The organism is Burkholderia sp. Bp9015 (assembly GCF_003853505.1).
In the GTDB taxonomy this organism is placed as follows: Bacteria; Pseudomonadota; Gammaproteobacteria; order Burkholderiales; family Burkholderiaceae; genus Burkholderia.
This window is the reverse complement of record NZ_QTPZ01000018.1, coordinates 1-26,994: the sequence shown is the minus strand read 5'-3', so window position 1 is coordinate 26,994 and position 26,994 is coordinate 1. Positions and strand designations below refer to the sequence as shown.

Genomic DNA, 26,994 nt, shown 5'->3' with positions numbered 1-26,994 from the left:
GTCGGGTGCCGCATGCGTTCGCGCATCACGCGTTCGCGATCTGCGCGCGCTGCGCCGCACGCCACTTCATCCAGGTGCCGTACACGCCGGACGCCAGCACGAGGCCGACGAACCACGCATACGTGTAAAGCGTGTTGAAGAACGCCGGCACGTTCGGAAACGACGCCGGGAACGCGGTGTGCAGGAAGCCGGGCAGGTTCGGCAGCACGCCGACGGCGAGCGCCGCCAGTGCGGCCGGGTTCCAGCCGCGCGCATAGCTGAAGTCGCCGCGCTCGTCGAACAGCGCGCGCGTGTCGAGCCGCGTGCCGCGAATCAGGAAGTAGTCGACCATCAGGATGCCCGCGACCGGCCCGAGCAGCGCCGAATAGCCGACGAGCCAGGTGAAGATATAGCCGTCCGTCGTTGCGAGGATCTTCCACGGCATCATCACGATCGCGATCGTCGCGGTGATCATCCCGCCGGCGCGATACGAGATCGCCTTCGGCCACAGGCTCGAGAAATCGTATGCGGGGCCGACGAGGTTCGCCGCGAGGTTGCAGCACATCGTGTCGAGCGTGAGGATCACGAGCGCGATGCCCACGCCGATGCCGGTCATCCGGCTCGTCAGGTCGATCGGATCCCAGATCGCGTTGCCGTAGATCACGACGGTGGCCGACGTCACGACGACCGACACCACCGACAGCAGCGCCATCGGCAGCGGCAACCCGATCGACTGCCCGATCATCTGGTCGCGCTGCGAATGCGCGAAGCGCGTGAAGTCGGGAATGTTCAACGCGAGCGTCGCCCAGAAGCCGACCATCGCGGTCAGGCCCGGCCAGAACGTCGCCCAGAACAGCCCGGCCTTCTTGCCGCCCGCGACGAACTGCGACGGCGCCGACAGCATCGAGCCGACGCCGCCCGCCTGCGACGTCGCCCACCACACGAGCGCGACGCACATCACGACCTTGATCGGCGCGGACCAGCTTTCGAGCCAGCGGATCGAATCGGTGCCGTGCAGGATGAAGTACAGCTGCAGCGCCCAGAACACGATGAAGCACGCGAGCTGCCCGAGCGAGATGCCGACGAGCGGCAGCGCGGCGCCGTGCAGCGCGTTGCCGGTTAGGATGTTCAGCAGCGTGTAGATCGCGCTGCCGCCGAGCCACGTCTGGATGCCGTACCAGCCGCACGCGACGATCGCGCGCAACAGCGCGGGCAGCTTCGCGCCCTGCGTGCCGAACGACGCCCGCACGAGCACCGCGTACGGAATCCCGTGCTTCGCACCCGCATGACCGATCAACAGCATCGGCACGAGCACGATCAGGTTGCCGAGCAGCACCGTCAGCACCGCCTGCCACGGCGACATGCCTTCCTGGATCAGCCCGGCCGCGAGCATGTACGACGCGATGTTCATCACCATCCCGACCCACAGCGCCGCGAAGTGATACCAGCGCCACGTGCGCTGCGCCGCCGTCGTCGGCGCGAGGTCGTCGTTGTACAGGCTGCCGGCCGGCGCCGCGGCGCTGTCGGGTTCGGCGGGAATCGCTGCTGGTTTCATCGAATGCGCTCCACGTAAACGTCGACGCCGGCATCGTGCGATGCCGGCAGAACAGGACACAAGCGGCAGCGCGGGCGATACCGCGCCGCCGGACGTCGGTCAGGCCGCCTTCGCGTGCTTCTCGTGTTTCGCGGGTTCCGCCGGGCTCGCACCCGCATCAGCCCGCGCCGGGTTGTTCGGATGCGTGGTCCAGTTCGCGTAGTCGCCCGCATCGACCCGCTCCATCGTGATGCATTGCTCGACCGGACACACATGCATGCAAAGATTGCACCCGACGCACGCCGCGTCCACCACTTCGAAATGCCGCACGCCGTCCTTCAATGCGGTGATCGCCTGGTGCGACGTGTCCTCGCATGCGATATGGCACAGCCCGCACTGGATGCAGCGGTCCTGGTCGATGCGCGCCTTGATGTCGTACTTCAGGTTCAGGTATTTCCAGTCGGTGACGTTCGGTACCGCGCGGCCGCGTATGTCGTCGAGCGTCGCGTAGCCCTTCTCGTCCATCCAGTTCGACAGCCCGTCGACGAGATCCGACACGATCCGGAATCCGTAATGCATCGCGGCGGTGCACACCTGCACGCTGCCGGCGCCGAGCACCATGAACTCGGCCGCGTCGCGCCACGACGAAATCCCGCCGATGCCGGAGATCGGCAGGTTGGGCGTCTCCGGGTCGCGCGCGATCTCGGCGACCATGTTCAGCGCGATCGGCTTGACCGCCGGGCCGCAATAGCCGCCATGCGTGCCCTTGCCGTCGACGGTCGGCATCGGCGCCATCTGGTCGAGGTCCACCGCGACGATCGAGTTGATCGTGTTGATCAGCGACACGCCGTCCGCGCCGCCCTTGTACGCGGCGCGCGAGCCCATCCGGATGTCGCTGATGTTCGGCGTGAGCTTCACGAGACACGGCAGCTTCGTGCCTTCCTTGACCCAGCGCGTGACCATCTCGACGTATTCCGGCACCTGGCCGACCGCCGCACCCATCCCGCGCTCGCTCATCCCGTGCGGGCAGCCGAAGTTCAGCTCGACCGCATCGGCGCCCGTATCCTCGACGAGCGGCAGGATCCATTTCCAGTCGCGCTCGTTGCACGGCACCATCAGCGACACGATCAGCGCGCGGTCGGGCCAGTCGCGCTTCACCTGCGCGATCTCCTTCAGGTTCACGTCGAGCGGCCGGTCGGTGATCAGCTCGATGTTGTTCAGCCCGGCGATCCGCTGGCCGTTCCACTGCACCGCGCCGTAGCGCGAGCTGACGTTGACGACGTGCGGATCGAGCCCGAGCGTCTTCCACACGACGCCGCCCCAGCCCGCCTCGAATGCGCGGTTGACGTTGTATGCCTTGTCGGTCGGCGGCGCGGAGGCCAGCCAGAACGGATTCGGCGAAGTGATGCCTGCGATGGTGCAGCGAAGATCGGCCATGTTCGGCTCCGTGTCGGTGAGAGCGTTTATCGTGGTGCGCGCGGGGTCCGCGGTGCAGGTGCGTATCGCGCGCTCACGCGGCCCGGGCGTCGCGCTGCGCGAGCGCCGCGTCGATCGCGGCCGCCGCGCGCTTGCCGTCCTGCACGGCCTGCACCGTCAGGTCGATGCCGCCCGTCGCCGCGCAATCGCCGCCGGCCCACACGTCGGGCAAGGCCGTGCGCCCGTCCGCGTCGACCGCGATGCGCGACCCGTCCTCGGTCAGCAGCGTGGCCGCGACACCGTCCGGCACCAGCGTCTGGCCGATCGCCTTCAGCACCATGTCCGCGTCGACGGTGAAGCGCTCACCCGACGCGGCCTCGAATTCGACGCCCGTCACGTGCCCGTTCGCGCCCGCGATGCGCACCGGTTTTGCGTGCGTGACGAGCGTGACGCCGCACTTCTGCGCGAATTCGCGTTCGGCCCAGGTCGCGCTCATCGCGTCCGCGCCGCGCCGGTACACCATCGTCACGCGCTGCGCGCCGAGCTTGCGGCTCTGCACGGACGCGTCGATCGCCGTATTGCCGCCGCCGATCACGACCACGCGCCGCCCGACCGGCACGTTCTCCAGCGCGTCGGCCTGGCGCACCTGCTCGATGAAGTCGACCGCGTTCATCACGCCGGTCAATTGCTCGCCGTCGATCGCGAGCGTGCGCACGCCGCCGAGGCCCATCGCGAGAAACACCGCGTCGTGCCGCTCGCGCAGCGCGTCGAGCGTCACGTCGCGGCCGAGCGCGACGCCCGTCTCCAGCGCGATGCCGCCGACCGACAGCAACCACTCGACTTCGCGCTGCGCGAAATCGTCGACGGTCTTGTACGCGGCGATCCCGTATTCGTTCAGGCCGCCCGCCTTCGGTCGCGCATCGAACAGCGTGACGCGATGCCCGGCGAGCGCGAGCCGGTGCGCGCACGCGAGCCCGGCCGGCCCCGCGCCGACCACCGCGACGTGCCGCCCCGTATCGGGCGCACGCGTGAAGCGCACCGCGCCGCTCGCCATCGCCCAGTCGGTCGCATGCCGCTGCAGCGCGCCGATCGCGACCGGCTGCGCATCCTGGTGATTGCGCACGCACGCGCCTTCGCACAGGATCTCGGTCGGGCACACGCGTGCGCACATCCCGCCGAGCGGATTCGCGGACAGGATGTCGGTCGCGGCGCCCTTCAGGTTGCCGTTGCCGATCTTGCGGATGAAGCCCGGGATGTCGATCTGCGTCGGGCAGGCCTGCACGCACGGCGCGTCGTAGCAGTAGTGGCAGCGGCTCGCGGCGGCCGCGGCGGCAGTCGGATCGAGCAGCGGCGCGATATCGGCGAATTCGCACGAGAGTTGCGTGGACGACAGGCGATGCGCGGCGATATCGCCGGTTGGCTGGGTGGTCATACGCGTTCCTTCGACTGGGTGGAGACAAAGCCGTCCCCGCCGGCTGCGAATGCACAGTCGGGGCGGTCATGCTTTGGAATGCCAATGTCACGCAGTGCGCAGCCTGCCGGCCGCGCTATATCCCGTCCGTCATGAAGCCGGCTCGCAGGCACGCGACAGCATCGCGTGCAGCAGCACGTTCGCGCCGGCCTCGATCCACGCAGGCGTCGCGTCCTCGATCTCGTTGTGGCTGATGCCGTCGACGCAGGGTACGAACACCATCGACGTCGGCGCCACCTGCGCCAGGTAGCACGCGTCGTGCCCCGCACCCGACACGATGTCGCGATGCGAGTAGCCGAAGCGCTCGGCCGCGTCGCGCACGGCCGCCACGCAGGCCGGATCGAACGCGACGGGCTCGTAGTAGAAAATCTGCTCGAGCTCGGTTTCGAGCCCGATCTCGCCCGCGATGCGCGCGACGCCGTCGCGCAGCGCGGCGTCCATCTTCGCGAGCACGGCGTCGTCCGGATGACGGAAATCGACGGTGAAGAACACGCGGCCCGGGATCACGTTGCGCGAGTTCGGGTGAACCTGCATCATCCCGACCGTCGCGCAGCCGAACGGCGCGTGATCGAGGCCGATCCGGTTGACGAGGTCCACCACGCGCGACGCCCCGAGCAGCGCGTCGCGGCGGCGTGGCATCGGCGTCGGCCCCGCGTGCGCTTCCTGGCCGGTGAACGTGATCTCGTACCAGCGCTGCCCCTGCGCGTCCGTCACGACGCCGATCGTCTTGCACTCGGCCTCGAGAATCGGCCCCTGCTCGATATGCAGCTCGAACGCCGCGTGCAGCTTGCGGCCGCCGCACGGCACGTCGCCCGCGTAGCCGATGCGCGCGAGTTCCTCGCCGATCGTCTTGCCGTCGACGTCCTTGCGCGACAGCCCGTACTCGAGCGTAAACACGCCGGCGAACACGCCCGACGCCACCATCGCCGGCGCGAAGCGCGAGCCTTCCTCGTTGGTCCAGATCACGACCTCGACCGGGTGTTCGGTCTCGATGCCGCGATCGTTCAGAGTGCGAATCACTTCGAGACCGCCGAGCACGCCGTAGATGCCGTCGAAGCGGCCGCCCGTCGGCTGCGAGTCCGCGTGCGACCCGGTGACGACCGGCGCCGCGTCGGCCACGCGGCCCGCGCGGCGCATGAACACGTTGCCCATCGTATCGACCGTCACCGCGCAGCCGGCGGCTTTCGCCCAGCCGACGATCAGGTCGCGGCCGGCCTTGTCGAGATCGGTCAGCGCGAGGCGGCAGACGCCGCCTTTCGGCGTGGCGCCGATCTTCGCGACCTCCATCAGGCTGTCCCACAACCGCCTGCCGTCGACCTTGATCGACGTGTCGAATCCTGCCCGCTTCACTGTTTCCGATACCGTGTCCATTCGTATCGCTCCTGTGGGGTCGGTCATGCCGTCATCCCGGCCGATGCCGGTGCGCGCATTGCAGCCGTCGGGGCAAACCCGCACCTGCGAGGTGCAGATGCGCATCGTTCGCGCGATTCGTCCGATCAAACGGCGTCAGGGTTGGCACTACGTTCCGCCGCTCGTCGAATCCTGTCCGATTGGACAGGTTTTAGACGATCAAAATGCGCAGCGCAATGTCTTTCTTGCGTAAATCGATCGAGCGAGAAACGTGCCACCGCATCGCAGCACCGCGCGTGCCGATGTGGGCCAGCGCGTGCGTTCGATGCGAACCAGCGGCTAGAATGAAGCCCAACGCGGCATGCATGCCGCGCGAGGGCAACGATGAGACATGACCAGGCGGCCGCCGACACCATCGGCGACGACGAAACGGGCACGCCTTTGCGGCGACGCAAGGCACACATCCGCGAGTCCAACGAAGCGCATCTGCTGGCCTGCGCGGAAGCCGTGTTCGCGGAGCGCGGGCTCGACGGCGCGAGCACCGCGATGATCGCGGAGCGCGCGGGCCTGCCGAAGGCGAACCTGCATTACTACTTCCCGACGAAGCTTGCGCTGTACCGCCGTGTGCTCGACGACCTGTTCGAAGACTGGCACCGCGCGGCCGGATCGTTCGAGACCGGCGACGATCCGGTCGAAGCGATCGCCAGCTACGTGCGCGCGAAGATGGATCTGTCGCGACGGCGCCCGCTCGGCTCGAAGGTCTGGGCGAACGAGATCATCCACGGCGCCGCGCACATGCAGGACATCCTGTCGGAGCGCGTGAAGCCGTGGTTCGACACGCGCGTGAAGGTGATCGAAGGCTGGATCGCGCGCGGCCTGCTCGCGCCGATCGATCCGCACGCATTGATGTACCTGATCTGGGCGACCACCCAGCACTATGCGGATTTCGATGCGCAGATCCGCGCGCTGAGCGGCAAGCGCGCGCTCACGCAGAAGGCTTTCGCCGAGACGACCGAAGAGGTCGTGCAGCTCGTGATCCGCGCGTGCGGCGCGGTGTCGCCGGAGGCGGCGCGCGATCGGTGACGTGACCGCCGAACGCGCGCCGCCGTGCGCCGCGCTTAAGCGGCCACCTTGCGCTTGGGAACGCCCGTGCGCTGCTGCGCTTCCCAGTTCTCGACGAAGCCGACCGACGCATCGGACGGCGCGAGCGTCTTCCGCCCGCGCACCAGATCGGCCGCCCGCTCAGCCAGCATGATGGTCGGCGCGTTCAGGTTCCCGTTCGGCTCGGTCGGAAACACCGACGAATCGATGACGCGCAGGCCCTGAACGCCGCGCACGCGCAATTCCGAATCCACCACGGCCATCGCGTCCTCGCCCATCCGGCACGAGCCGCACGGATGCATCGTGCTTTCCATGTTGGCACGCACGAACGCATCGATCTCGTCGTCCGTCGTCACGTCCGGGCCGGGTGCCAGCTCCACGCCGCGGAAGCGATCCATGGCCGGCTGCCCGACGATCTCGCGCGTGAGGCGCACGCAGCGACGGAACCCCTCGCGATCTTCCTCGCGGTCGAGATAGTTGAACCGGATCTCCGGATGCTCGTACGGATCGGCGGAGCGAACCCGAACGTGCCCGCGGCTCTTGGGCTTGTTCGGCCCCGTGAGCACCATGAAGCCGTGCCCCTTGTACGGCTTGTCGCCGTCGTAACGCATCGCCGCCGGCAGGAAGTGGAACTGGATGTCGGGCCAGCGCAGCCCTGCTTCGGAACGGATGAACCCGCCTGCCTCGAAATGGTTGCTGGCACCCAACCCGTCCTTGAACAGCAGCCAGCGCAGGCCGATCATCGCCTTGCCGAGCAGCCCCATCTTGCCGTTGAGCGACACCGGCTCCTTGCACTCGTATTGAATGTAGATTTCCGAGTGATCCTGAAGATTCTCGCCGACGCCCGGCAGGTCGTGCACGACCTCGATCCCTGCCTTGTTCAACACGTCGGCCGGCCCGATCCCCGAGCGCTGCAGCAGATGCGGCGAGCCGATCGGCCCCGACGACACCAGCACTTCGCGCGTGCAGCGTACCGTGTGCTGGACGCCGCCCTGCTCGTAGACCACGCCGACCGCGCGCTTGCCTTCCATCACGATCCGGCGCGTCATCGCATGGGTGAGAACGGTCAGGTTGGGTCGCCGCATCGCCGGGCGCAGGTACGCGTTCGCGGTCGACCACCGAACGCCGTTCTTGACCGTCATGTGCATCGCGCCGAACCCTTCCTGCATGTAGCCGTTGCAATCGTCGGTCTTGATGTAGCCGGCCTCGGCCCCCGCTTCCACCCATGCGCCGTACAGCGGGTTCTGCATGTTGTTGCCGTTGTTGGTGCTCAGCGGGCCGTCCGCGCCGCGATATTCGTCGCCGCCGAACTTGTAGCTCTCGGCCTTGCGGAAATACGGCAGGCAGTTGCGGTATCCCCAGTCGCGCGCGCCGAGCGATTCCCATTCGTCGAAATCGCACGCATGCCCGCGAATGTAGACCAGGCCGTTGATCGACGACGAGCCGCCGAGCACCTTGCCGCGCGGGCAATGCAGGCGGCGTCCGTCCAGGTTCCGTTCCGGCGCCGTCTCGTAGTGCCAGTTGAACCGCTTCGTGTTCATCGGCATCGAGAACGCGCTCGGCATCTGGATGATCACGCTGCGATCGCTTCCGCCGTACTCCAGAACCAGCACGCTGACGTTCGAATCCTCGGTCAGGCGGTTCGCCAGCACGCATCCCGCCGACCCGGCGCCCACAATGATGTAGTCGTAGTATTTAGTCATCTTGATTATCCTGCTCGATGAATGATCCTGGCGTGCCGGGTCAGCCGCGCTTTTTCTCGCCGGTGGTGAACTCCGGCATGTGCGCTTCGATGTGCGCGATTTCCGCTTCCTCGCGCCGCAGGTCGAGCGACCGGCACAGCACGTAGTACGCGAGCGCCGAGACGATCAGCCCCACGAGCCAGGCCAGGTCGACACTGCCCATCGCCTTCGCGAGCGGGCCGACATAGACCTCGCGGTCGCCGTCGAAGATGCAGAAGAACGGCACCATCGACACGAACCCGATCAGGTACGAAAGCAGGCCGCGTCCGCCCCAGTTCCCGTACAGGCTGTCGCGCGGGCGAAAGAAATGCGGCACCGCGTAACGCCCCTTGCGCACGAAGAAATAGTCGGTCAGGTTGACTGCCGTCCACGGCACCAGGAAATACAGCATCACCACCAGATAGATGTTGAGCACCGACAGGCCGGAACCGGACGCGTAGATGCGCATCGCGACGCCGAACTGCAGCAGCACGACGAAGACGATCGCCGCGATCCGTGCCTTCGCGGTCGGCTCCACCTTCCGGAACGAGTCCACGCTGGTGATGGCCGTCAGCTTCGCGCTGTAGATGTTCATCGCGATCACCGGCAGGAACGCGACGATCGTGATGGCCACGACCGCCGTGCCCAGCTGCGGCGCGATTCCGGCACCCACGCCGTGGAGCGCGACGAGCACATCGGTCGCATGCAGGTGCGCACCGAGCCATCCGCCCACCGCGATCATCCACGCGCCGGACAGCGATGCCCCGACGAACACCGCGGCGATCAGCCTGCCGCTCGGCGTGTTCTTCGGCAGGTAGCGCGAATAGTCCGACACGTACGGCGCATACGCGATGTTGTAGCTGGCCGCCGCCGCGAACTGCGCGATGAAGCCGGTCCAGTTGAAGCCCAGCTTCGCGACCGGCGCACCGGCCGCCGCCGGCGCGTCATGGATCCAGCCGGCCAGCACCGCCAGCGTCACGAGGCCGTAAAGCGGCAGCGAAAGATACAACGACCATTTGAACGTCCGGTGCATCCAGTCGTGTCCGAGGATCGCGAGGATCGTGGCCGGCACCGTCACGACCAGCGCGACCTGCAGCGGATCCCAATGGAACAGCGTCCTGAGGCCCTGCATCATCAATACCAGGTTGACGATGTTGAAGCCCGCGAAGACGAACAACGTCGCCAGCAGCACGAGCACGACGCCGCGATAACCGAACTGCGCGCGCGACTGGATCATCTGCGGCAAGCCGAGATGCGGTCCCTGCGAGCCGTGGAACGCCATGAACAGCGTGCCGAACATGATGCCGAGCGTGCCCGAGACGGTGGTCCAGAACGAATCGAGACCGACGCTCGGCCCGACGAAGCCGATCGTCATCGTGAAGAACGTGAAGTTCCCGACGAACCAGAACGGCCCCTGGCTGGCCAGCCGGTCGGTACGCTCGCTTTCCGGGACGAAGTCGATCGAGTGCGCCTCGATGGCACCGTGGTCGCCGCGCGGCGCCTTCAATACGTTTGTTTCTGCCTGCATGTCGTACCCCATGATCGCAAAGGGCTAAGCAGAGCGAATTCCCCGGACCGGTCCGGACGAACGGGTCGAGAAGATTTCGCATCGGAATCAGGCCGCCTTCGGCCGGCTGCAGGCTTTTGCCGTGCATGCCGGCCGAAGGCGGCACATCACGTGCAACCGGTCAGGGAAGCGTGATGCAGACTGACTTGGTCTCCATCAGATAGTCGAGCTGTTCCGGCCCGAGGTCCTTGCCGAACCCGGACGTCTTGAACCCGCCGAACGGCAGCGCCGGATCGATGGTGCTGTGCGCATTCACATAGACCGTGCCCGCCTGCAACCGCGGAATCAGGCCGTGCACGCGGCCCAGGTCGTTCGAGTAGATCGCGGCGGCGAGGCCGAACGACGAATCGTTCGCGAGCGCCACGGCCTCGTCGAGCGTGTCGAACGGCGCGGTCACGAGCACCGGGCCGAAGATTTCCTCGCGGACGATCCGCATGTCGGGACGGCAATGCGCGAAGATCGTCGGTTCGACGAAGTGCCCCGGGCCCGCATGGGCGCGGCCGCCGTAGTAGCATTCGGCGCCTTCCCGGATGCCGGATTCGATGTACGACAGGACCGTGTCCTTTTGCCTGGCCGACACGAGCGGGCTGATGAAGCAATCGCGATCCAGCCCGGGGGCGATCTTCAACGTCGCCGTGTAGTCGGCGAGCGCCGCGAGGAAACGGTCATGGATGTCGCGGTGGATGTAGGCCCGCGTGCCCGCGTCGCACACCTGGCCGGAGTTGAAGAACACGCCGTTGGCCACGGCCTGCGCGGCGGCATCGATATCGGCGTCGTCCAGCACGATGACCGGGGATTTCCCGCCGAGTTCGAGCGTCACGCGCTTGATGTGCCGCACCGCGTTCTGCCCGACGTCGCGCCCGACCGGCGTCGAACCCGTGAAGGTCAGCTTGTCGATGCCCGGGTGGCTCGCCATCGCGGCGCCGATCACACTGCCGCGACCGGTCACGATGTTGACCACCCCGTCCGGAATGCCGGCTTCCTGCACCAGTTCGGCAAAGCGCAGCGTCGACAGCGACGTGAGTTCGGCCGGCTTCACGACCGTCGTGCAGCCGACCGCCAGCGCGGCCGCCAGCTTCCAGGCCATGGTCTGCAGCGGATAGTTCCACGGCACGATCGCGCCCACGACACCGATCGGCTCCTTGCGCGTATAAGCCAGATAGTTGCCCGGCAGCGACGGCTCGACCGTGCGGCCGTGCAGCTTGGATGCCCAGCCGGCGAAATAGCGGAACGTATCGACCGTGCCCTGGATATCGATCGCGCGGGCCTGCGCGACGGACTTGCCCATGTCGATCGACTCGATCTCCGCGAGTTCGTCCGCGTGCACCTCGATCAGGTCGGCCAGCCGGTGCAGCAGCCGCTCGCGCTCCAGCGGCTTGAGGCGGCGCCATTCGCCGTGATCGAACTGGTGGCGGGCGGCGGCGACGGCACGGTCGAGATCGGCCGGCGTCGCGAACGGAATCTGCGTGATGACGCCCTCGGTCGACGGCTCGGTGACGGCGCTGAACTGGCCGTCGCTGCCGTCCACCCACGCGCCGCCGATGAACATCTTCATCGGCCTGGCGAGAAAGTTGCGGGTCGCCTGGGAAACATCGTGACGATCGAGATATTGCGCGACTACGGCATCCATGTTGATCTTCCTTGATAGCCTGCCCGGCGCCTCTCGGCGAGGTCCCCCGGGCCGTACGGTAGTGACTTCGGGCGTCCCGCGAGACGTCGCGCCCGATTCCTGATATGAATGTCTCAGCGGGCGCGGGCCAGGCTGCGCGCGTGGAAAATGAAACCGATGCTGTTCATCAGCAGTTGCGCGGCCAGGATCGACGTCGTGCCGGTCGGATCGTAAGCCGGCGCCACTTCCACCAGGTCCATGCCGACGATGCTTCCGTGGCTGCGCTTCGCGAGCGCCTGGATGATCTCGAGCACTTCGTAGTACTGGAAACCGCCGTGGCTCGGCGTGCCGGTTCCCGGCGCGATCGACGGATCGAAGCCGTCGATGTCGATCGTGATGTAGTAGGCGCCGCGCTGCGGAATCTGCTCGAGCACGCCGTCGGTGCCGAGGCGCCGGACATCGCGCACGGACAGGATGTTGGAACCCGCGGCGCGGGCCGCGTCATAGTCGCTGCGGTTGGATGACGAGACGTTGCGGATGCCGAGCTGCGTCATGCCGGCGATATGGTCCATCTCGGAGGCCCGGCGCAACGGGTTGCCGTGTCCGTATCGCACGCCGTGGCGTTCGTCGACGAAGTCGAGGTGCGCATCGAAATGCACGATGTGAATCGGCCCGCGGCCTTCGAACGCCTTGATCACCGGCGCATGCACCGAATGATCGCCGCCGAGCACTACCGGCATCGCCCCGCCGGCGAGAATCTTGCGCACGGCGAGTTCGATGTTCGCGTTGCTCGTGGCCATGTCGGTGTGCACGATGTCCGCATCGCCGACGTCCACCATGCGAACCTGGTCCTCGGTCAGGTAGAGCACGTCGTCTTCGTGATCGTAGGCGCCCGCGTGCCCGAACGAAAACAGCGTCGACGCCTCGCGAATGCCGCGCGGGCCGAAGCGCGCGCCCGAGCGCCACTGGGTGCCCATGTCGTTGGGCGCACCCAGGATCGCGACGTCCGCGTCGATGTTCTCCCAGTCGAGACACACCGGCGCCTTCGCAAAGGTGCAGTGACCGACGAACGGCAGGTTGAGCCTGCCCTTTTCATAGCTGTTGTTCTGCATTGTCTCCGTCTCCATCTGTATGCGGATTCGTCTTCGGCGCACGGCCGTCCATGCGCTTGCCTTTGCGGTCACTATGGGCAAAAATTTTTTCCGGAAAAATAGCAGGCATCAGATGTCCATATCGGATATTCCGATGTGACGGACGGAGGAGAACGGAACGTGAAACAGCTGCAGGACATCGACCTGAAACTGCTCAGGATTTTCATGACCATCGTGAAATGCGGCGGTTTCTCCGCCGCGCAGGCCGCGCTGAACGTAAGCCAGTCGACCATCAGCGAGCAGATGACCAGCCTCGAAACGCGCCTCGGCGTCAAATTGTGCGAACGCGGCCGCAGCGGCTTTCGTCTGACGGAACACGGCGTCGCGACCTACGAATCCGCGCAGCGCCTCGCGCTCGCGGTGGAAGCGTTCTGCATGGACACACACGCGCTCAAGCAGCGCATCTCGGGCCGGCTTCATCTCGGCATCATCGACAACACGGTCACCGACACCGACAGCATCCTGCCGCTCGCGCTGCGCCGGTTCGTCTCGCGCGGTCACGACGTCCAGCTCGACATCTACATCGGCACGCCGGCCGAGCTCGAGGAGCGCGTGCTCGACGGGCGGCTGCACCTCGCGATCGGCCACTTCCCGCTCACCGTCGCCGGCCTGTCCTACACGCAGCTGTACGAGGAGCCCGACGGCCTCTACTGCAGCCGCTACCATCCGCTGTTCTCGACCGACGCCACCGGCGACGCGCTGATCGAGCGCGTCCGGCAAAGCCAGGTGGTCGCGCGCGCGTTCCTGCAGCAGCGCGACCTGCAATTGCTCGAGAGCGGCAGCGCGGCCGCGACCGTCGACAATGTCGAGGCACAGGCGATCCTGATCCTGACGGGCGCTTACATCGGCTTTCTGCCGCGGCACTACGCGAGACAGTGGGTCGACGCCGGCCAGATGCGCCAGCTCGCCGCGGAACAGCTCACGTCCGCGTGGCCGTTCTCGTCGATCACGCGCCGCGGCGCCGCGCAGCCGACCGTGCTTCGCGCGTTCCTCGACGACCTGATGGCCCAGTCGGGCAACCGCCCCCCGCCGGCGGACAGATAGTCGATATCGGATATTCATTTCGGTCTCCACCGAAGTATCGACCGGCCGCGATCGCCGCGCGGCCTTGCTCCGCCATGCCGCGCGCCGTTTTCGGCGCGCCTGCGCCGTGCCGCGGCATCTGCCTCGCCGCATGGGCGGTCGAATGGGGTGTTGACACCGCCGCGGGCGTGCGACTAGATTGTCGCCAGCTATCGGGATGTGTCAGGAGAGACCGCCGTCCGGCGGCGCCGAAGGGGAATCGCCCCAGAAACTCTCAGGCAAAAGGACTGACGCATCGATTAGCGCTCTGGAGAGTAGGCCTCTGGTCGTCGACCAAGCCTCGCCGAAGGAGAAGCGCCCCGCCGGGGCGCGCAATCTCTCAGGCAAACGGACAGAGGGGGCATCAGGCACGCAGCCTGGAATGCCCCGGTCTCGTCCGGATGCCGACTCGTCGGTCATCCTCCCGCCCGTGCACTTCCGGCTTGCGTGTGCCGCATCACTCAACGCAACCCTGTCAGGAAGAGAGCATATGAGCGAGGTCCGATACACCGAATCCCATGAATGGCTGCGCGTCGAAGACGACGGCAGCGCCACCGTCGGCATTACCGACCACGCGCAATCGCAGCTGGGCGATCTGGTTTATGTCGCACTGCCAAACGAAGGCGACGCCTTTGCCCAGTACGACGAGGCCGCCACCGTCGAATCGGTCAAGGCCGCCGGCGAGGTCAAGATGCCGGTATCCGGCACCGTGCTGGAAGCGAACGCCGCCCTGGGCGACACGCCGAGCCTCGTCAACGATTCGGCGGAATGCGATGGCTGGTTCTTCAGGATGCGCATCGACAGCCCGGAGCAGCTGACCGGGTTGATGGATGCCGCCGCGTATCGCGCCTATATCGGCGAATGACGGAGACGGCCATGAACGCATTCGATTCCGTCGCGCAGCGCGCGTCGTTCGTCCGCCGCCACATCGGCCCCGATGCCGACGAACAGGCCGCGATGCTGGCCGTGCTCGGCGTGGACTCCGTCGACGAGCTGGTGAAACAGGTCGTCCCCGCGGCGATCCGCAGCGATGCCCCGCTCGCCCTGCCTCCCGGCTGCACCGAAGCCGACGCGCTGGACCGGCTGGCTGCACTGGCAGGCCGCAACCAGGTGTTCCGCTCGTTCATCGGCATGGGATACCACGACACCCACACGCCACCGGTCATTCAGCGCAACGTGCTGGAAAATCCGGCCTGGTACACGGCCTACACGCCGTACCAGCCGGAAATCTCGCAAGGCCGCCTGGAGGCGCTGCTCAACTTCCAGACCATGATCGCCGACCTGACCGGCCTCGAGATCGCCAACGCGTCGATGCTCGACGAAGGCACCGCGGCCGCAGAGGCGATGACGTTCTGCCGGCGCCTCGCCCGGTCGGACAGCCGGATCTTCTTCGTCGCACATGATTGCCATCCGCAGACGATCGAGATCGTTCGCACGCGCGCGGAGCCGCTCGGCATCGAGATCGTCGTCGGAGATCCGCGCCGCGATCTGTCCGCCACCGGCTGTTTCGCCGCGCTGCTGCAATATCCGGGCACCTTCGGCGACATCCATGATTACCGCGACGTGGTCGGCACCCTGCATGCGAACGGCGCGCTGGCCGTGGTCGCCGCCGACCTGCTCGCGCTGACCCTGCTCGCGCCGCCGGGCGAATTCGGCGCCGACGTGGCGGTCGGCACCACGCAGCGCTTCGGCGTGCCGCTGGGTTACGGCGGCCCGCACGCCGGTTATTTCGCGACGCGCGACACGTTCAGGCGCACGATGCCGGGACGACTGGTCGGCATGTCGATCGACGCGCACGGCCGCCCGGCGCTGCGCCTCGCGATGCAGACGCGCGAACAGCACATCCGGCGCGAAAAGGCCACCAGCAATATCTGCACCGCGCAAGTACTGCTCGCCAATATCGCCGGCTTCTACGCGGCCTATCACGGCCCGCACGGACTGACCGCGATCGCGCGCCGCATCCACCGCCTCACCGCGATCCTGGCCGCTGGCCTGCGCCGGCTCGGCCATGCCGTGCCAACCGAATACTGCTTCGACACCATCGCCGTCGACAGCGGCATTCGCACCGATGCCGTGCACGCGGCGGCACGGGCCCGCCGGGTCAACCTGCGCGCCATCGACGCGCGCCGGATCGGCATCTCGCTCGACGAGACGACCACGTCCGACGATATCGTCATGCTCTGGTCGATCTTCTCCGAAGGGCGCGCCGTTCCCGACTTCGCGGCCGTCGACGCCGCCACCGCCGATGCGTTGCCTGCCCCCCTGCTGCGCCGGAGCGCCTTCCTCACGCACCCGGCGTTCAACAGCCACCATTCGGAAACGCAAATGCTGCGCTACCTGCGCCGGCTCGCCGACCAGGATCTCGCGCTCGACCGCACGATGATTCCACTCGGCAGCTGCACGATGAAGCTGAACGCCACCGTGGAAATGATGCCGATCACGTGGCCGGCGTTCGCCCGGCTGCATCCGTTCGCACCGGCCGAACAGGCCGACGGCTATCGCGTGCTGGCGCGGGAACTCGAGGCAATGCTGTGCACGATCACCGGATACGATGCGGTGTCGCTGCAGCCGAATGCGGGCTCGCAAGGCGAATACGCGGGCCTGCTCGCGATCCGCGCGTATCACGCGAGCCGCGGCGAGGCACGGCGCGACATCTGCCTGATTCCGTCGTCGGCGCACGGCACGAACCCGGCATCCGCACAGATGGCCGGCATGCAGGTCGTCGTCGTCGACTGCGACGACGACGGCAACGTCGACATCGAGGACCTCGCCGCCAAGGCCGCCCGGTACGACAGCCGGCTGGCCGCGATCATGATCACCTATCCGTCGACCCACGGCGTGTTCGAGGCCCGCGTACGCGACGCCTGCGACATCGTCCATGCGCACGGCGGCCAGGTCTACATCGACGGCGCCAACATGAACGCGCTGGTCGGCCTCGCCCGGCCGGGCGCGTTTGGCGGCGACGTGTCCCACCTGAACCTGCACAAGACCTTCTGCATCCCGCACGGCGGCGGCGGCCCCGGCGTCGGCCCGATCGGCGTCAAGGCGCATCTCGCGCCGTTCCTGCCCGGGCATCGGGAGGGCAGCGTGCCGGGGATCGGTGCGGTGTCCGCGGCGCCGCTCGGCAGCGCGAGCATCCTGCCGATCACTTGGACCTACATCACGTTGATGGGGTCGCGCGGGTTGCAGCGTGCAACCGAGGTGGCGATCCTCAACGCCAACTACATCGCCGCGCGCCTCTCGCCACACTACCCGATTCTCTATACGGGGCCGAACGGCCGCGTCGCGCACGAATGCATCATCGACCTGCGGCCGTTGAAGGACAGCAGCGGCATCAGCGTCGACGACGTCGCCAAGCGCCTGATCGATTTCGGCTTCCACGCGCCGACCATGAGCTTCCCGGTCGCCGGCACGCTGATGATCGAGCCGACCGAATCGGAATCGAAGGCCGAACTCGACCGGTTCATCGACGCGATGATCGCGATCCGCGCCGAAATCGCAGCCGTGGAAGCGGGCACGCTGGATGCCGAAGACAATCCGCTCAAGCACGCGCCGCACACGGCGGCCGAACTCGTGGGCGACTGGCCTCACGCGTATTCGCGCGAACAGGCCGTCTATCCGCTCGGCGTCGCGGCGACGGCAGGCGGCAAGTACTGGCCGCCGGTTTCGCGGGTCGACAACGTCTACGGCGACCGCAACCTCGTGTGCTCGTGTCCGCCGATGGAAGCGTATCGATCGTGACGCGCCGGCCGACCCACTCGTAACGACACTCAACCCTGCTTGAGCGGCCGCGCACCCGACGTGCGCGCCGCACCGATACCAGGAGAAGGAAAAATGTTCAGCAAAGACATGCGGATCGAAGGCTTCGATGACGAACTGTGGACGGCGATGGAACGCGAGCGCATTCGCCAGGAAGACCATATCGAGCTCATCGCTTCGGAAAACTACACGAGCCCGCGCGTGCTGCAGGCGCAAGGCTCGGTGCTGACCAACAAGTATGCCGAGGGCTATCCGGGCAAGCGCTACTACGGCGGCTGTGAATTCGTCGACGTTGTCGAGCAGCTGGCGATCGATCGCGCAAAGGCGCTGTTCGGTGCCGACTACGCGAACGTGCAGCCTCATTCCGGCAGCCAGGCCAACGCCGCCGTCTACATGGCACTGCTCGAGCCGCACGACACGATACTCGGCATGAGCCTCGCGCACGGCGGTCACCTGACGCATGGCGCGCATGTGAATTTCTCGGGCAAGCTCTATCGTGCGGTGCAGTACGGCCTGAACGCGAAAACCGGCGAGATCGATTACGACCAGGTCGAGGCGCTGGCGACCGCGCACCGGCCGAAACTGATCACGGCCGGCTTCTCCGCCTATTCCCGCGTGGTGGACTGGGCACGCTTCCGGCAGATCGCCGACGCCATCGGCGCATACCTGTTCGTCGACATGGCCCACGTCGCGGGCCTGGTGGCGGCCGGCGCGTACCCGAATCCGCTGCCGCACGCGGACGTCGTCACCACGACGACCCACAAGACGTTGCGCGGCCCGCGCGGGGGCCTGATTCTCGCCCGGACGAACCCGGAGATCGAGAAGAAGCTCAATTCCGTCGTGTTCCCCGGCATCCAGGGCGGCCCGCTGATGCATGTCATCGCCGCCAAGGCCGTTGCGTTCAAGGAAGCGCTGTCGCCCGGGTTCCGGATCCATCAGCAGCAGGTGGTCGCCAACGCCCGGGCCATGGCCGATACGTTCGTCAAACGCGGCTTCGACATCGTCTCCGGCGGAACGGACAATCACCTGTTCCTCGTCAGCCTGATCCGCCAGGGGCTGACCGGCAAGGCGGCCGATGCGGCGCTGGGCCGCGCGCACATCACCGTGAACAAGAACGCGGTGCCCGACGACCCGCAGAGCCCGTTCGTCACCAGCGGCATTCGCATCGGCACGCCTGCCGTGACGAGCCGCGGTTTCAGGGAAGCGGAAGCGCGCGCGGTGGCCGGCTGGATCTGCGACATCCTGGCCGATATCGAGAACCCGTCGGTCATCGACCGCGTTCGGCGACACGTCGCCGAACTGTGCGGCGCATTCCCGGTATACGGCAAGTAACGGCCGCTCGGGCCATTGCCCGACCGTTCTTCGGGAGCGACTTCGACGTCGCTCCGGAGAACGGGACACGCCTCCGGATACGGGATCGTTCCAGTCGTTCATTCCGTACTCCGAAGCTGTGCCGCGCGCGATCTCCTAAAATCCTGTTGATCCGGAACAACGATGACGATCCCACTTTCTCGTACTCCACTTCACGACCTTCACGTCGAGCTCGGCGCGAAGATGGTTCCGTTCGCCGGGTACGAAATGCCCGTCCAGTACCCGCTCGGCATACTCAAAGAGCATCTTCATACGCGCGAGCAGGCCGGGCTGTTCGATGTCTCGCACATGGGACAGGTGCTGCTGTCGGGCCCGGATGCCGCCGCCGCGCTCGAAACGCTGGTGCCGGTCGACGTGATCGACCTCCCGCCGGGCATGCAGCGCTACGCGTTGTTCACGAACGAGCAAGGCGGCATTCTCGACGACCTGATGATCACCCGCCTCGGCGACGCCGAGCTGATCGCGGTCGTCAACGCCGCGTGCAAGGACCGCGACCTCCGCCATCTGAGGGAACGGATCGGCCACCGCTGTAACGTCGTCGAGCTGGCCGACCGCGCGCTGCTCGCCCTGCAAGGGCCGGCCGCCGCGTCGATTCTGGCGCGCCTGGCGCCCCGCCTGGCCGAACTGGTCTTCATGCAAAGCACGCGTGTCGAGCTGGCCGGCGCGGCGTGCATGGTCAGCCGCTCCGGCTACACCGGCGAGGACGGCTACGAGATCTCCGTGCCGGCCGATCGGGCGGAAGCGCTAGCACGCCTGCTGCTGGCCGACCCTGCCGTCGAGCCGATTGGTCTCGGCGCGCGCGATTCGCTGCGTCTCGAAGCCGGCCTGTGCCTGTACGGCCACGACATCGACACCGGCACCACGCCGATCGAAGGCGGGCTGCTGTGGGCCCTCTCGAAAGTGCGACGCCCTGGCGGTGCACGCGCCGGCGGCTATCCCGGCGCGGATGTCGTCGCGCGGCAGATCGCCGAGGGCGTGAAAAGAAGACGCGTCGGCTTCGTCGTGAAAGACCGGGTGCCGGTGCGCGAGGGCGCCGACATCGTCGACGCCGACGGGCGCTCGATCGGCACGGTGACGAGCGGCGGCTTCGGTCCGACGTACGGCGGCCCGGTGGCCATCGGCCATGTCGCGGCCGAATTCGCGACACCGGGCACGGCACTGCATGCGATCGTCCGCGGCAAACCGGTTCCGATGGAAGTCGCGAGAACCCCGTTCGTCGCGCAACGCTACTACCGCGGGTAAGCCATGGCGAACACGAATATCCGCAACACGCCGATGGCCGCCGGAACCCGGCTCTCCGCCGCCGAAAAAATGGCTCGCATCCCCGTGAGGATCGTCGCGACCGAACCGGCCGACATGCCGCGCAAGCCTGAATGGATTCGTGCCGCCTTTCCCGGCTCGCGCGAGGTGATGGCGCTCAAGAAGGTCCTGCGCGAGCAGAAGCTGCATACGGTATGCGAGGAAGCCGGTTGCCCGAATCTCGGCGAGTGCTTCGCTCACGGCACGGCGACCTTCATGATCATGGGCGCCATCTGTACACGGCGTTGTCCGTTCTGCGATGTCGGGCACGGCCGCCCGCTTCCGCTCGATCCGGACGAGCCGGCACGACTCGCCGAAACGATCGCAGCGATGAGGCTCAAGTACGTGGTGATCACGTCGGTCGATCGCGACGACCTGCGCGACGGCGGCGCCGCACACTTTGCGGCCTGCATCGGCGCCGCACGCGGGATCGACCCGGCACTCCGGATCGAGGCGCTGACGCCGGATTTTCGCGGCAGGCACGAGGTCGCGCTGAACCTGCTCGCGGCATCCCCGCCGGACGTGTTCAACCATAATCTGGAAACCGTGCCGCGCTTGTATCGCGAGGCGCGGCCGGGCGCCGACTACCGGCACTCGCTGGGCCTGCTGCAGGCATTCAGGTCCGCGGCGCCGAACGTGCCGACCAAGTCGGGCCTGATGCTGGGCCTCGGCGAAGAGATCGACGAGGTCGAACAGGTGATGCGCGACTTGCGCGCGCATGGTGTCGACATGCTGACCCTCGGCCAGTATCTGCAGCCGACCCGCCACCACCTGCCCGTGAAGCGCTTCGTTCCACCCGCGGAATTCGCGCAGTTGCGGCAGCGCGCGCTTGCGCTCGGGTTCAGCCAGGTCGCATCGGGGCCGATGGTGCGCTCGTCCTATCACGCCGACCTGCAGGCGAAAGGCGAAACGGTCGAATGACGGCGGGTTCGGCGAAGCGCGCGTGACGCGCTTCGCCGATGCGGCGGTATGGCCCCGGGCCAGACCGCCTGCGTCCTCCCGGCGCGCCTTACGCGACGCGCTCGATCGCGATCGCCGTCGCCTCGCCGCCGCCGATGCACAGCGATGCGACGCCGCGCTTGAGCCCATACGCTTCGAGCGCGGCCAGCAGCGTCACCATCACGCGTGCGCCCGATGCGCCGATCGGATGGCCGAGCGCGCACGCGCCGCCGTGCACGTTCACCTTGTCGTGCGACAGGTCGAGATCGCGCATCGCGGCCATCGCAACCACCGCGAACGCTTCGTTGATCTCGAACAGGTCGACGTCGCGCAGGTTCCAGCCGGTTTTCTCCGACAGCTTGCGGATCGCGCCGATCGGCGCCGTCGCGAACAGCCCCGGCTTGTTCGCGTAGGTCGAATGCCCGACGATCACCGCCTTCGGCGCGAGGCCGAGCCGGTCCGCTTCCGAGCGGCGCATCATCACGAGCGCGGCCGCACCGTCGGAAATCGACGACGAATTGGCGGCCGTCACCGTGCCGCCTTCGCGGAACGCCGGCTTGAGCGTCGGAATCTTGTCGAGCTTCGCTTTGCCCGGCTGCTCGTCGATCGACACGACGGCTTCCGTCTTGCCGGCCTTCACCGTCACCGGCGCGATCTCCGACACGAAGCGCCCTTCCGCGATCGCGCGTTGCGCGCGCGTCAGCGACGCGATCGCGAACGCGTCCTGCTCCTCGCGCGTGAACTGGTAGGCCTGCGCGCAATCCTCCGCGAACGTGCCCATCAGCCGGCCCTTGTCGTACGCATCCTCGAGACCGTCGAGGAACATGTGGTCGAGCACCTGGCCGTGCCCCATGCGCATTCCCGCGCGCGCCTTCGGCAGCAGGTACGGCGCATTCGTCATGCTCTCCATCCCGCCCGCGACCGCCACGTCCGCCGATCCGGCCAGCAGCAGGTCGTGCGCGAACATCGCGGCCTTCATCCCGGAGCCGCACATCTTGTTGACCGTGGTCGCGCCGGTACCCAGCGGCAAGCCGGCCTTCAGCGCGGCCTGCCGCGCCGGCGCCTGACCCTGGCCGGCCGGCAGCACGCAGCCGAACACGATTTCATCGATGCGCTCCGCGGGCACGTTCGCGCGCTCGAGCGCCGCGCGGATCGCCACCGCGCCGAGCTCGCTCGCGCTGGCCGCGGCCAGGTCGCCCTGAAAACCACCCATCGGCGTGCGTGCCGCGCCGACGATTACGATCGGATCCTGTGTCGTCATGATTGCATTCCTCCAGTGTCAGCGCGGTGCCATGCGCAGTGCGCCATCGAGACGGATGACTTCGCCGTTCAGCATCGTATTCTCGGCGACGTGGCGCACCAGCGCCGCGAATTCGTCGGGGCGGCCGAGCCGCGGCGGGAAGGGCACGCTCTTGCCGAGCGCGTCCTGCACGTCCTGCGGCATGCCGGCCATCATCGGCGTCGCGAAGATGCCCGGCGCGATCGTCACCACGCGAATGCCGAACCGCGCGAGCTCGCGCGCGATCGGCAGCGTCATGCCCACCACGCCGCTCTTCGATGCCGCATACGCGGCCTGCCCGATCTGTCCGTCGAACGCCGCGACCGACGCGGTGTTGACGATCACGCCACGCTCGCCTTCCGCGTCGGCGTCCTGTTTCGACATCGCATCCGCCGCCAGCCGGATCATGTTGAACGTGCCGACCAGGTTGATCGATACCGCACGCGCGAAGCGCTCGAGCGAATGCGGGCCTTCGCGGCCGACCACCTTCTCGCCCGGTGCGACGCCCGCGCAATTCACGAGCGCATCGATGCGGCCGAACGCGGCGCGCGCGGCGGCAACGGCGGCCTGCCCGTCGGCTTCGCTCGTCACGTCGGTCTTCACGAAGCGTGCGGATGTGCCGAGTTCGTGCGCGAGGCTCGCGCCGGCGTCTTCATTGACGTCCAGCAGCACGGCGTTGCCGCCTTCGGCGACCACCATGCGCGCCACCGCGGCACCGAGGCCCGAACCGGCGCCCGTAATCAGAAAAACGCGATCCTTGATGTTCATTCGCAGTCCGTAGTCAGTATTCGATAGTCAGGATCGAGCGACCTTCTCGGCTTCCATCTTGCGCAGCACGAAGCGCTGGATCTTGCCGCTCGGGGTTTTCGGCAGCGCGTCGACGAACTCGATCGCGCGCGGATAGGCGTGGGCCGACAGCCGTCGCTTCACGTGCTGGCTGAGTTCGTCGGCCAGCGCCGGCGTGCCGTCGAAGCCCTTCGACAGCACGACGAACGCCTTGACGATCTCCGTGCGCTCCGGGTCCGGCACGCCGATCACCGCGGCCTCGCTGACGGCCGGATGCTCGATCAACGCGCTTTCCACGTCGAACGGGCCGATCCGGTAGCCGGACGACGTGATCACGTCGTCCGCGCGGCCGATGAAGCTCACGGTGCCGTCCGGCTCGAGCTCGACGTTGTCGCCGGTCCGGTAGTAGCCGCCCGCGATGGCCGGCGTGTCCTGCTGCCAGTAGCCGGAGAACCACAGCAGCGGCGAGCGCGCGATGTCGATCGCGAGGTTGCCGGGCTCGCCGGGGCCGAGTTCGCGACCGGTGTCGTCGAGCACCGCGACGCGATAGCCGGGCATCGCGAGGCCGGCCGAACCGGCATGGACGACGTGCGCGAGCCCGTGATGATTGTTCACGACCATGCCGAGCTCGGTCTGGCCGTAGTGATCGTAGATCGGCGCACCGAGCGCCGCGTGGAACCACCGGACGACTTCCGGATTCAGCGGTTCGCCCGCGCTGCTGACGACCCGCAGCTGCCCTTTCAGGCGCGATGCCGCTTCCGTGCCGGCCGCCATCAGCATCCGGTACGCGGTCGGCGAACCGGCGAGGCTCGTGATGCCGAGCCGTTCGATCACGTCGTAGGTGCTGTCGACCGTGAAGCCGCCCTCGTACAGCGTCGTGGCGTGGCCGAGCAGCAGCGGGCCCGTGATCGCGTAGTAGAGGCCGTATGCCCAGCCCGGATCGGCGATGTTCCAGAAACGATCGCCGGCGCGCAGGTCCACCGCGTCGCGCATGTATGCGCCGAACGCGAGCAGCGCGCGCAGCGGCACCGGCACGCCCTTCGGCAGGCCCGTCGTGCCCGACGTCGACATCATCATGAACAGGTCGGTGCCCTTGCGCGGCACCGGTTCGAATAGCGCGGACTGTGCGTCGAGCGCCGCACGGAAATCGATGTCGCGCGCCGGCAGCGCGTCGCCCGCCTCGCGCACCGTCGCGACCCGCGGGCAATCCACGATCTCGTCGAGCTTCGCGCGATTCGCGATGTTGGTGACGACCAGACGCGCATCGCTCATGCGCAGCCGGTGCTCGATCGCCTTCGGTCCGAACGCGGTGAAGAGCGGCTGATAGACGGCGCCTGCGCGCCACGTGCCGAGGATCGTCGCGACGAGTTCGGGCGTGCGCGGCAACAGGCCGGCGACCACGTCGCCCGGCTTCACGCCCTCCTCGACCAGCAGGTTCGCGACCCGCGCCGACAGCGCCTGCATCTGCGCGAACGTGAAGCTGCGGTGCCGGCCGCCGACGTCGATCCAGTCGAGCGCGATCGCATCCGGATCCGCCGCCGCATGCCGGTCGCAGCATTCCACGCAGGCGTTCAGGCCCTGCTCCAGGTCGCCGTGCAGCTGTGCGGCGGCAGTCTCGATACGGAAGCCGGCCACGGCGTCGGCGTAGGCCGGCACCACCCGGGCGGTTGCTCCATCACGCATGCGTGTCTCCTGTTCGTTATGACCGCCGGCGAACCGGGGGTATATCGATGATGGTAGACAGCCGTCACATTGCAATCAATGACAAACAGAATCTAGAATCGTGATCGCTTTTGCCATGTCTGGAGGGCATGAAAAATGGGGCCGCAGATGATCTCGCCGGGTTTCGTCGAGGATGCGCTCGAGAGCCTGCGCCGGCGGCGGATGTCGACCGAGGCCGTGCTGCGTGCCGCCGGCCTGCCGGCCGCCGTGCGCGAGCCCGTCACGCCGCAGCAGTACGGCCGGTTGTGGCTGGCGATCGCCAGCGCGATCGATGACGAATTCTTCGGGCTCGCGGCCCGCCCGATGCGGCGCGGCAGCTTCACGCTGCTGTGCCATGCCGTGCTGCACGCGGGCACGCTCGAGAAGGCGCTGCGGCGTGCGCTGCAGTTCCTGCGTGTCGTGCTCGACGAACCGCACGGCGAGCTCGTGGTCGCCGACGGCCAGGCGCAGATCGTCCTCACGCAGGCAGGCGCACCGTATTCGGCGTTCGCTTACCGGACGTTCTGGCTGATCCTGCTCGGCGTCGCCTGCTGGCTGATCGGCCGGCGCATTCCGCTGCAGCGCATCGATTTCGCGTGCCCGAGCCCCGACCAGCGCGCTGACTACCACCAGTTCTTCGGTGTGCCCGTGCATTTCGACCGTCCCGACAGCCGGCTCGCGTTCAACGCCACGTACCTCGCGCTGCCGACGATCCGCTCCGCGCAGGCGCTGAAGACCTTCCTGCGCGGCGCGCCCGGCAACCTGCTCGTGCGCTATCGACACGACACCGGCTGGGTGGCGAAGACGCGCGCACGCCTGAAGGCGCTGCCGGCCAGCGAGTGGCCGGACTTCGACACGCTGGCCGCGCGCCTCGGCACGACGCCCGCGACGCTGCGGCGACGCCTGCGCAGCGAGGGGCAGAGCTTCGCGTCGATCAAGGACGAACTGCGCGGCGCGCTGGCCCAGTCGCTGCTGCGCGGACACACGCTCAGCGTCGCGGAAATCGCGGCGGAACTCGGTTTTACCGAGCCCAGCGCGTTTCATCGTGCGTTCCGGAAATGGACGGGGACGAGCCCGGGGGCGTTTCGGCGGGAAGTCAACGGGGCGCAGGCGGAGCATTGAATTGGGGCGCGGGCGCCACGCTCGGTGCGAGCGCGCTGACGGGTGCGGCCGTCATGCAAGGTATGGAAGAACCGTGTTCCTCTGCTTGAGGCGGCGATTGTTGCTCGTTCGACGGCCATGCAGTCGATTCGGCTGCGAACCCGCAACCACCGTACCGTTTGTCGGCACCGCGGCACGCCCGCCGACCATCCGTGGAATCCTGATCCTTCGAGCTGATGCGAGGCCCCGATATGGATACCGTTCGTGCAGTCATCGAACCCTATGAAACCGCACTTCGAGCGGCAATGCTCGCCAACGACGTCGACGAACTGGACACGTTGCTGGATGACGAACTGGTCTTCACCGTTCCGAGCGGACAGGTCATCTCGAAGCACGACGATCTGTCCGCTCATCGCGCGAAACTGCTGCGTCTCGACGCACTCGATATTCGGGAAACGCAGGCAAAAGCGATCGGCGAGATGATCCTCACCACGACGAAGGCCATGCTTGCCGGTTGTTTCGACGGCACCGCATTCAACGGCACGTTCGCCTACACGCGCCTGTGGCGCCGATCGGGCAGCGGCTGGCGTGTCGTCGCAGGACATGGATCGCAGATCGGTTGAACTGCGACATGCCTGCAAATCGGCAAACTGCAGGACTCCGGGATCCGATCTGATCGATCGGCCGTCCTGACATTCGCTGAGATCGCGCATTTCTGCGCTGCAAATGCAAAAACCCCCGCCTTTTCGGGCGGGGGTTTCTGGCTTAGGGAGCCTGACGATTACCTACTTTCACACG

The 26,994-nt window shown here is 67.3% G+C and carries 22 protein-coding genes and 1 riboswitch; of the genes, 10 read left to right on the top strand and 12 right to left on the bottom strand.

Annotated features, from left to right (window positions below):
- Positions 1 to 25: 25 nt before the first annotated feature.
- From DIE12_RS19975 to DIE12_RS19960, 4 genes are all read right to left on the bottom strand, one after another.
- Positions 26 to 1,534, bottom strand: coding sequence for an NCS1 family nucleobase:cation symporter-1 (locus DIE12_RS19975; protein WP_124523616.1), 1,509 nt, complete (start codon positions 1,532 to 1,534; stop codon positions 26 to 28).
- A 99-nt stretch (positions 1,535 to 1,633) separates the two neighbouring features.
- The gene (gene preA / locus DIE12_RS19970; protein ID WP_124488510.1) at positions 1,634 to 2,950 is read right to left on the bottom strand and encodes an NAD-dependent dihydropyrimidine dehydrogenase subunit PreA; all 1,317 of its coding nucleotides are present in this window, start codon (positions 2,948 to 2,950) and stop codon (positions 1,634 to 1,636) included.
- 73 nt (positions 2,951 to 3,023) lie between these two features.
- Positions 3,024 to 4,361 carry an NAD(P)-dependent oxidoreductase gene (locus DIE12_RS19965; RefSeq protein ID WP_124523614.1) on the bottom strand — a complete coding sequence of 446 codons (1,338 nt, stop codon included), beginning with the start codon at positions 4,359 to 4,361 and terminating at the stop codon, positions 3,024 to 3,026.
- A gap of 129 nt (positions 4,362 to 4,490) precedes the next feature.
- Complete coding sequence (locus DIE12_RS19960) at positions 4,491 to 5,771, bottom strand: Zn-dependent hydrolase (RefSeq protein WP_044847208.1); 1,281 nt, start codon at positions 5,769 to 5,771, stop codon at positions 4,491 to 4,493.
- On the opposite strand from DIE12_RS19960, the gene DIE12_RS38135 reads away from it, so the two are divergent.
- Both DIE12_RS38135 and DIE12_RS19950 read left to right on the top strand, forming a co-directional pair.
- Entirely contained in the window at positions 5,764 to 6,003 is a 240-nt protein-coding gene (locus tag DIE12_RS38135) for a hypothetical protein (protein WP_185641032.1), read from the top strand. The two genes, DIE12_RS19960 and DIE12_RS38135, sit on opposite strands and share 8 nt — an antisense overlap.
- A gap of 131 nt (positions 6,004 to 6,134) precedes the next feature.
- A complete protein-coding gene (locus DIE12_RS19950) occupies positions 6,135 to 6,833 on the top strand; it encodes a TetR/AcrR family transcriptional regulator (protein WP_124488508.1) in 699 nt (232 codons plus the stop codon).
- A gap of 35 nt (positions 6,834 to 6,868) precedes the next feature.
- Here the strand turns inward: DIE12_RS19950 and betA are convergent, their stop codons facing one another.
- The 5 genes from betA to DIE12_RS38680 all read right to left on the bottom strand — a co-directional run bounded on the left by betA (position 6,869) and on the right by DIE12_RS38680 (position 12,969).
- Positions 6,869 to 8,554 carry a choline dehydrogenase gene (betA, locus tag DIE12_RS19945; protein WP_124488507.1) on the bottom strand — a complete coding sequence of 562 codons (1,686 nt, stop codon included), beginning with the start codon at positions 8,552 to 8,554 and terminating at the stop codon, positions 6,869 to 6,871.
- A 40-nt stretch (positions 8,555 to 8,594) separates the two neighbouring features.
- Positions 8,595 to 10,100 carry a cytosine permease gene (locus tag DIE12_RS19940; protein ID WP_221622576.1) on the bottom strand — a complete coding sequence of 502 codons (1,506 nt, stop codon included), beginning with the start codon at positions 10,098 to 10,100 and terminating at the stop codon, positions 8,595 to 8,597.
- Positions 10,101 to 10,260: 160 nt separating this feature from the next.
- A complete protein-coding gene (locus DIE12_RS19935; protein WP_124488505.1) occupies positions 10,261 to 11,769 on the bottom strand; it encodes an aldehyde dehydrogenase in 1,509 nt (502 codons plus the stop codon).
- 113 nt (positions 11,770 to 11,882) lie between these two features.
- Positions 11,883 to 12,860, bottom strand: a complete 978-nt coding sequence (gene speB, locus DIE12_RS19930) for an agmatinase (protein ID WP_124488504.1) — start codon at positions 12,858 to 12,860, stop codon at positions 11,883 to 11,885.
- Positions 12,841 to 12,969: a hypothetical protein gene (locus DIE12_RS38680; protein WP_260427325.1), complete on the bottom strand. Its 129-nt coding sequence runs from the start codon at positions 12,967 to 12,969 to the stop codon at positions 12,841 to 12,843. Before DIE12_RS38680 ends, speB begins: the two co-directional genes overlap by 20 nt.
- Before the next feature lie 50 nt (positions 12,970 to 13,019).
- Here DIE12_RS38680 and DIE12_RS19925 point away from each other — a divergent pair, with 50 nt between their 5' ends.
- The 6 genes from DIE12_RS19925 (at position 13,020) to lipA (ending at position 21,311) form a co-directional block, all read left to right on the top strand.
- Positions 13,020 to 13,943, top strand: a complete 924-nt coding sequence (locus DIE12_RS19925; protein WP_059534474.1) for a LysR family transcriptional regulator — start codon at positions 13,020 to 13,022, stop codon at positions 13,941 to 13,943.
- Positions 13,944 to 14,135: 192 nt separating this feature from the next.
- A riboswitch (glycine riboswitch) is annotated at positions 14,136 to 14,222 on the top strand.
- A 229-nt stretch (positions 14,223 to 14,451) separates the two neighbouring features.
- Positions 14,452 to 14,826 carry a glycine cleavage system protein GcvH gene (gene gcvH / locus DIE12_RS19920; protein WP_124488503.1) on the top strand — a complete coding sequence of 125 codons (375 nt, stop codon included), beginning with the start codon at positions 14,452 to 14,454 and terminating at the stop codon, positions 14,824 to 14,826.
- Complete coding sequence (gene gcvP, locus DIE12_RS19915; RefSeq protein ID WP_221623067.1) at positions 14,823 to 17,702, top strand: aminomethyl-transferring glycine dehydrogenase; 2,880 nt, start codon at positions 14,823 to 14,825, stop codon at positions 17,700 to 17,702. The genes gcvH and gcvP overlap by 4 nt, the downstream gene beginning before the upstream one ends.
- Before the next feature lie 93 nt (positions 17,703 to 17,795).
- Complete coding sequence (gene glyA, locus DIE12_RS19910) at positions 17,796 to 19,052, top strand: serine hydroxymethyltransferase (RefSeq protein WP_124488501.1); 1,257 nt, start codon at positions 17,796 to 17,798, stop codon at positions 19,050 to 19,052.
- Positions 19,053 to 19,214: 162 nt separating this feature from the next.
- Positions 19,215 to 20,333 carry a glycine cleavage system aminomethyltransferase GcvT gene (gcvT, locus tag DIE12_RS19905; RefSeq protein WP_124523610.1) on the top strand — a complete coding sequence of 373 codons (1,119 nt, stop codon included), beginning with the start codon at positions 19,215 to 19,217 and terminating at the stop codon, positions 20,331 to 20,333.
- A gap of 3 nt (positions 20,334 to 20,336) precedes the next feature.
- Positions 20,337 to 21,311 carry a lipoyl synthase gene (gene lipA, locus DIE12_RS19900; RefSeq protein WP_124488499.1) on the top strand — a complete coding sequence of 325 codons (975 nt, stop codon included), beginning with the start codon at positions 20,337 to 20,339 and terminating at the stop codon, positions 21,309 to 21,311.
- Between the two features lie 88 nt (positions 21,312 to 21,399).
- Here the strand turns inward: lipA and DIE12_RS19895 are convergent, their stop codons facing one another.
- The 3 genes from DIE12_RS19895 to DIE12_RS19885 are packed head-to-tail and all read right to left on the bottom strand — an operon-like array spanning position 21,400 to position 25,077.
- On the bottom strand, positions 21,400 to 22,590 hold the full coding sequence (locus DIE12_RS19895; RefSeq protein ID WP_124523171.1) for an acetyl-CoA C-acetyltransferase: 1,191 nt from the start codon (positions 22,588 to 22,590) through the stop codon (positions 21,400 to 21,402).
- An 18-nt stretch (positions 22,591 to 22,608) separates the two neighbouring features.
- Positions 22,609 to 23,376: a 3-hydroxyacyl-CoA dehydrogenase gene (locus DIE12_RS19890; RefSeq protein ID WP_124488497.1), complete on the bottom strand. Its 768-nt coding sequence runs from the start codon at positions 23,374 to 23,376 to the stop codon at positions 22,609 to 22,611.
- Positions 23,377 to 23,403: 27 nt separating this feature from the next.
- On the bottom strand, positions 23,404 to 25,077 hold the full coding sequence (locus DIE12_RS19885) for an acyl-CoA synthetase (protein WP_124523608.1): 1,674 nt from the start codon (positions 25,075 to 25,077) through the stop codon (positions 23,404 to 23,406).
- Between the two features lie 135 nt (positions 25,078 to 25,212).
- Here DIE12_RS19885 and DIE12_RS19875 point away from each other — a divergent pair, with 135 nt between their 5' ends.
- Both DIE12_RS19875 and DIE12_RS19870 read left to right on the top strand, forming a co-directional pair.
- Positions 25,213 to 26,217: an AraC family transcriptional regulator gene (locus tag DIE12_RS19875; protein WP_124488495.1), complete on the top strand. Its 1,005-nt coding sequence runs from the start codon at positions 25,213 to 25,215 to the stop codon at positions 26,215 to 26,217.
- A 230-nt stretch (positions 26,218 to 26,447) separates the two neighbouring features.
- Positions 26,448 to 26,819, top strand: a complete 372-nt coding sequence (locus tag DIE12_RS19870) for a nuclear transport factor 2 family protein (RefSeq protein WP_124488494.1) — start codon at positions 26,448 to 26,450, stop codon at positions 26,817 to 26,819.
- Positions 26,820 to 26,994 lie beyond the last annotated feature (175 nt).

Excerpts from the sequence above, each read along its gene's own strand:
- DIE12_RS19975 (WP_124523616.1), bottom strand. The coding sequence starts at position 1,534 with ATGAAACCAGCAGCGATTCCCGCCGAACCCGACAGCGCCGCGGCGCCG.
- preA (WP_124488510.1), bottom strand. The coding sequence starts at position 2,950 with ATGGCCGATCTTCGCTGCACCATCGCAGGCATCACTTCGCCGAATCCG.
- DIE12_RS19965 (WP_124523614.1), bottom strand. The coding sequence starts at position 4,361 with ATGACCACCCAGCCAACCGGCGATATCGCCGCGCATCGCCTGTCGTCC.
- DIE12_RS19960 (WP_044847208.1), bottom strand. The coding sequence starts at position 5,771 with ATGGACACGGTATCGGAAACAGTGAAGCGGGCAGGATTCGACACGTCG.
- DIE12_RS19950 (WP_124488508.1), top strand. The coding sequence starts at position 6,135 with ATGAGACATGACCAGGCGGCCGCCGACACCATCGGCGACGACGAAACG.
- betA (WP_124488507.1), bottom strand. The coding sequence starts at position 8,554 with ATGACTAAATACTACGACTACATCATTGTGGGCGCCGGGTCGGCGGGA.
- DIE12_RS19940 (WP_221622576.1), bottom strand. The coding sequence starts at position 10,100 with ATGCAGGCAGAAACAAACGTATTGAAGGCGCCGCGCGGCGACCACGGT.
- DIE12_RS19935 (WP_124488505.1), bottom strand. The coding sequence starts at position 11,769 with ATGGATGCCGTAGTCGCGCAATATCTCGATCGTCACGATGTTTCCCAG.
- speB (WP_124488504.1), bottom strand. The coding sequence starts at position 12,860 with ATGCAGAACAACAGCTATGAAAAGGGCAGGCTCAACCTGCCGTTCGTC.
- DIE12_RS38680 (WP_260427325.1), bottom strand. The coding sequence starts at position 12,969 with ATGCCTGCTATTTTTCCGGAAAAAATTTTTGCCCATAGTGACCGCAAA.
- gcvH (WP_124488503.1), top strand. The coding sequence starts at position 14,452 with ATGAGCGAGGTCCGATACACCGAATCCCATGAATGGCTGCGCGTCGAA.
- gcvP (WP_221623067.1), top strand. The coding sequence starts at position 14,823 with ATGACGGAGACGGCCATGAACGCATTCGATTCCGTCGCGCAGCGCGCG.
- glyA (WP_124488501.1), top strand. The coding sequence starts at position 17,796 with ATGTTCAGCAAAGACATGCGGATCGAAGGCTTCGATGACGAACTGTGG.
- gcvT (WP_124523610.1), top strand. The coding sequence starts at position 19,215 with ATGACGATCCCACTTTCTCGTACTCCACTTCACGACCTTCACGTCGAG.
- lipA (WP_124488499.1), top strand. The coding sequence starts at position 20,337 with ATGGCGAACACGAATATCCGCAACACGCCGATGGCCGCCGGAACCCGG.
- DIE12_RS19895 (WP_124523171.1), bottom strand. The coding sequence starts at position 22,590 with ATGACGACACAGGATCCGATCGTAATCGTCGGCGCGGCACGCACGCCG.
- DIE12_RS19890 (WP_124488497.1), bottom strand. The coding sequence starts at position 23,376 with ATGAACATCAAGGATCGCGTTTTTCTGATTACGGGCGCCGGTTCGGGC.
- DIE12_RS19885 (WP_124523608.1), bottom strand. The coding sequence starts at position 25,077 with ATGCGTGATGGAGCAACCGCCCGGGTGGTGCCGGCCTACGCCGACGCC.
- DIE12_RS19875 (WP_124488495.1), top strand. The coding sequence starts at position 25,213 with ATGGGGCCGCAGATGATCTCGCCGGGTTTCGTCGAGGATGCGCTCGAG.
- DIE12_RS19870 (WP_124488494.1), top strand. The coding sequence starts at position 26,448 with ATGGATACCGTTCGTGCAGTCATCGAACCCTATGAAACCGCACTTCGA.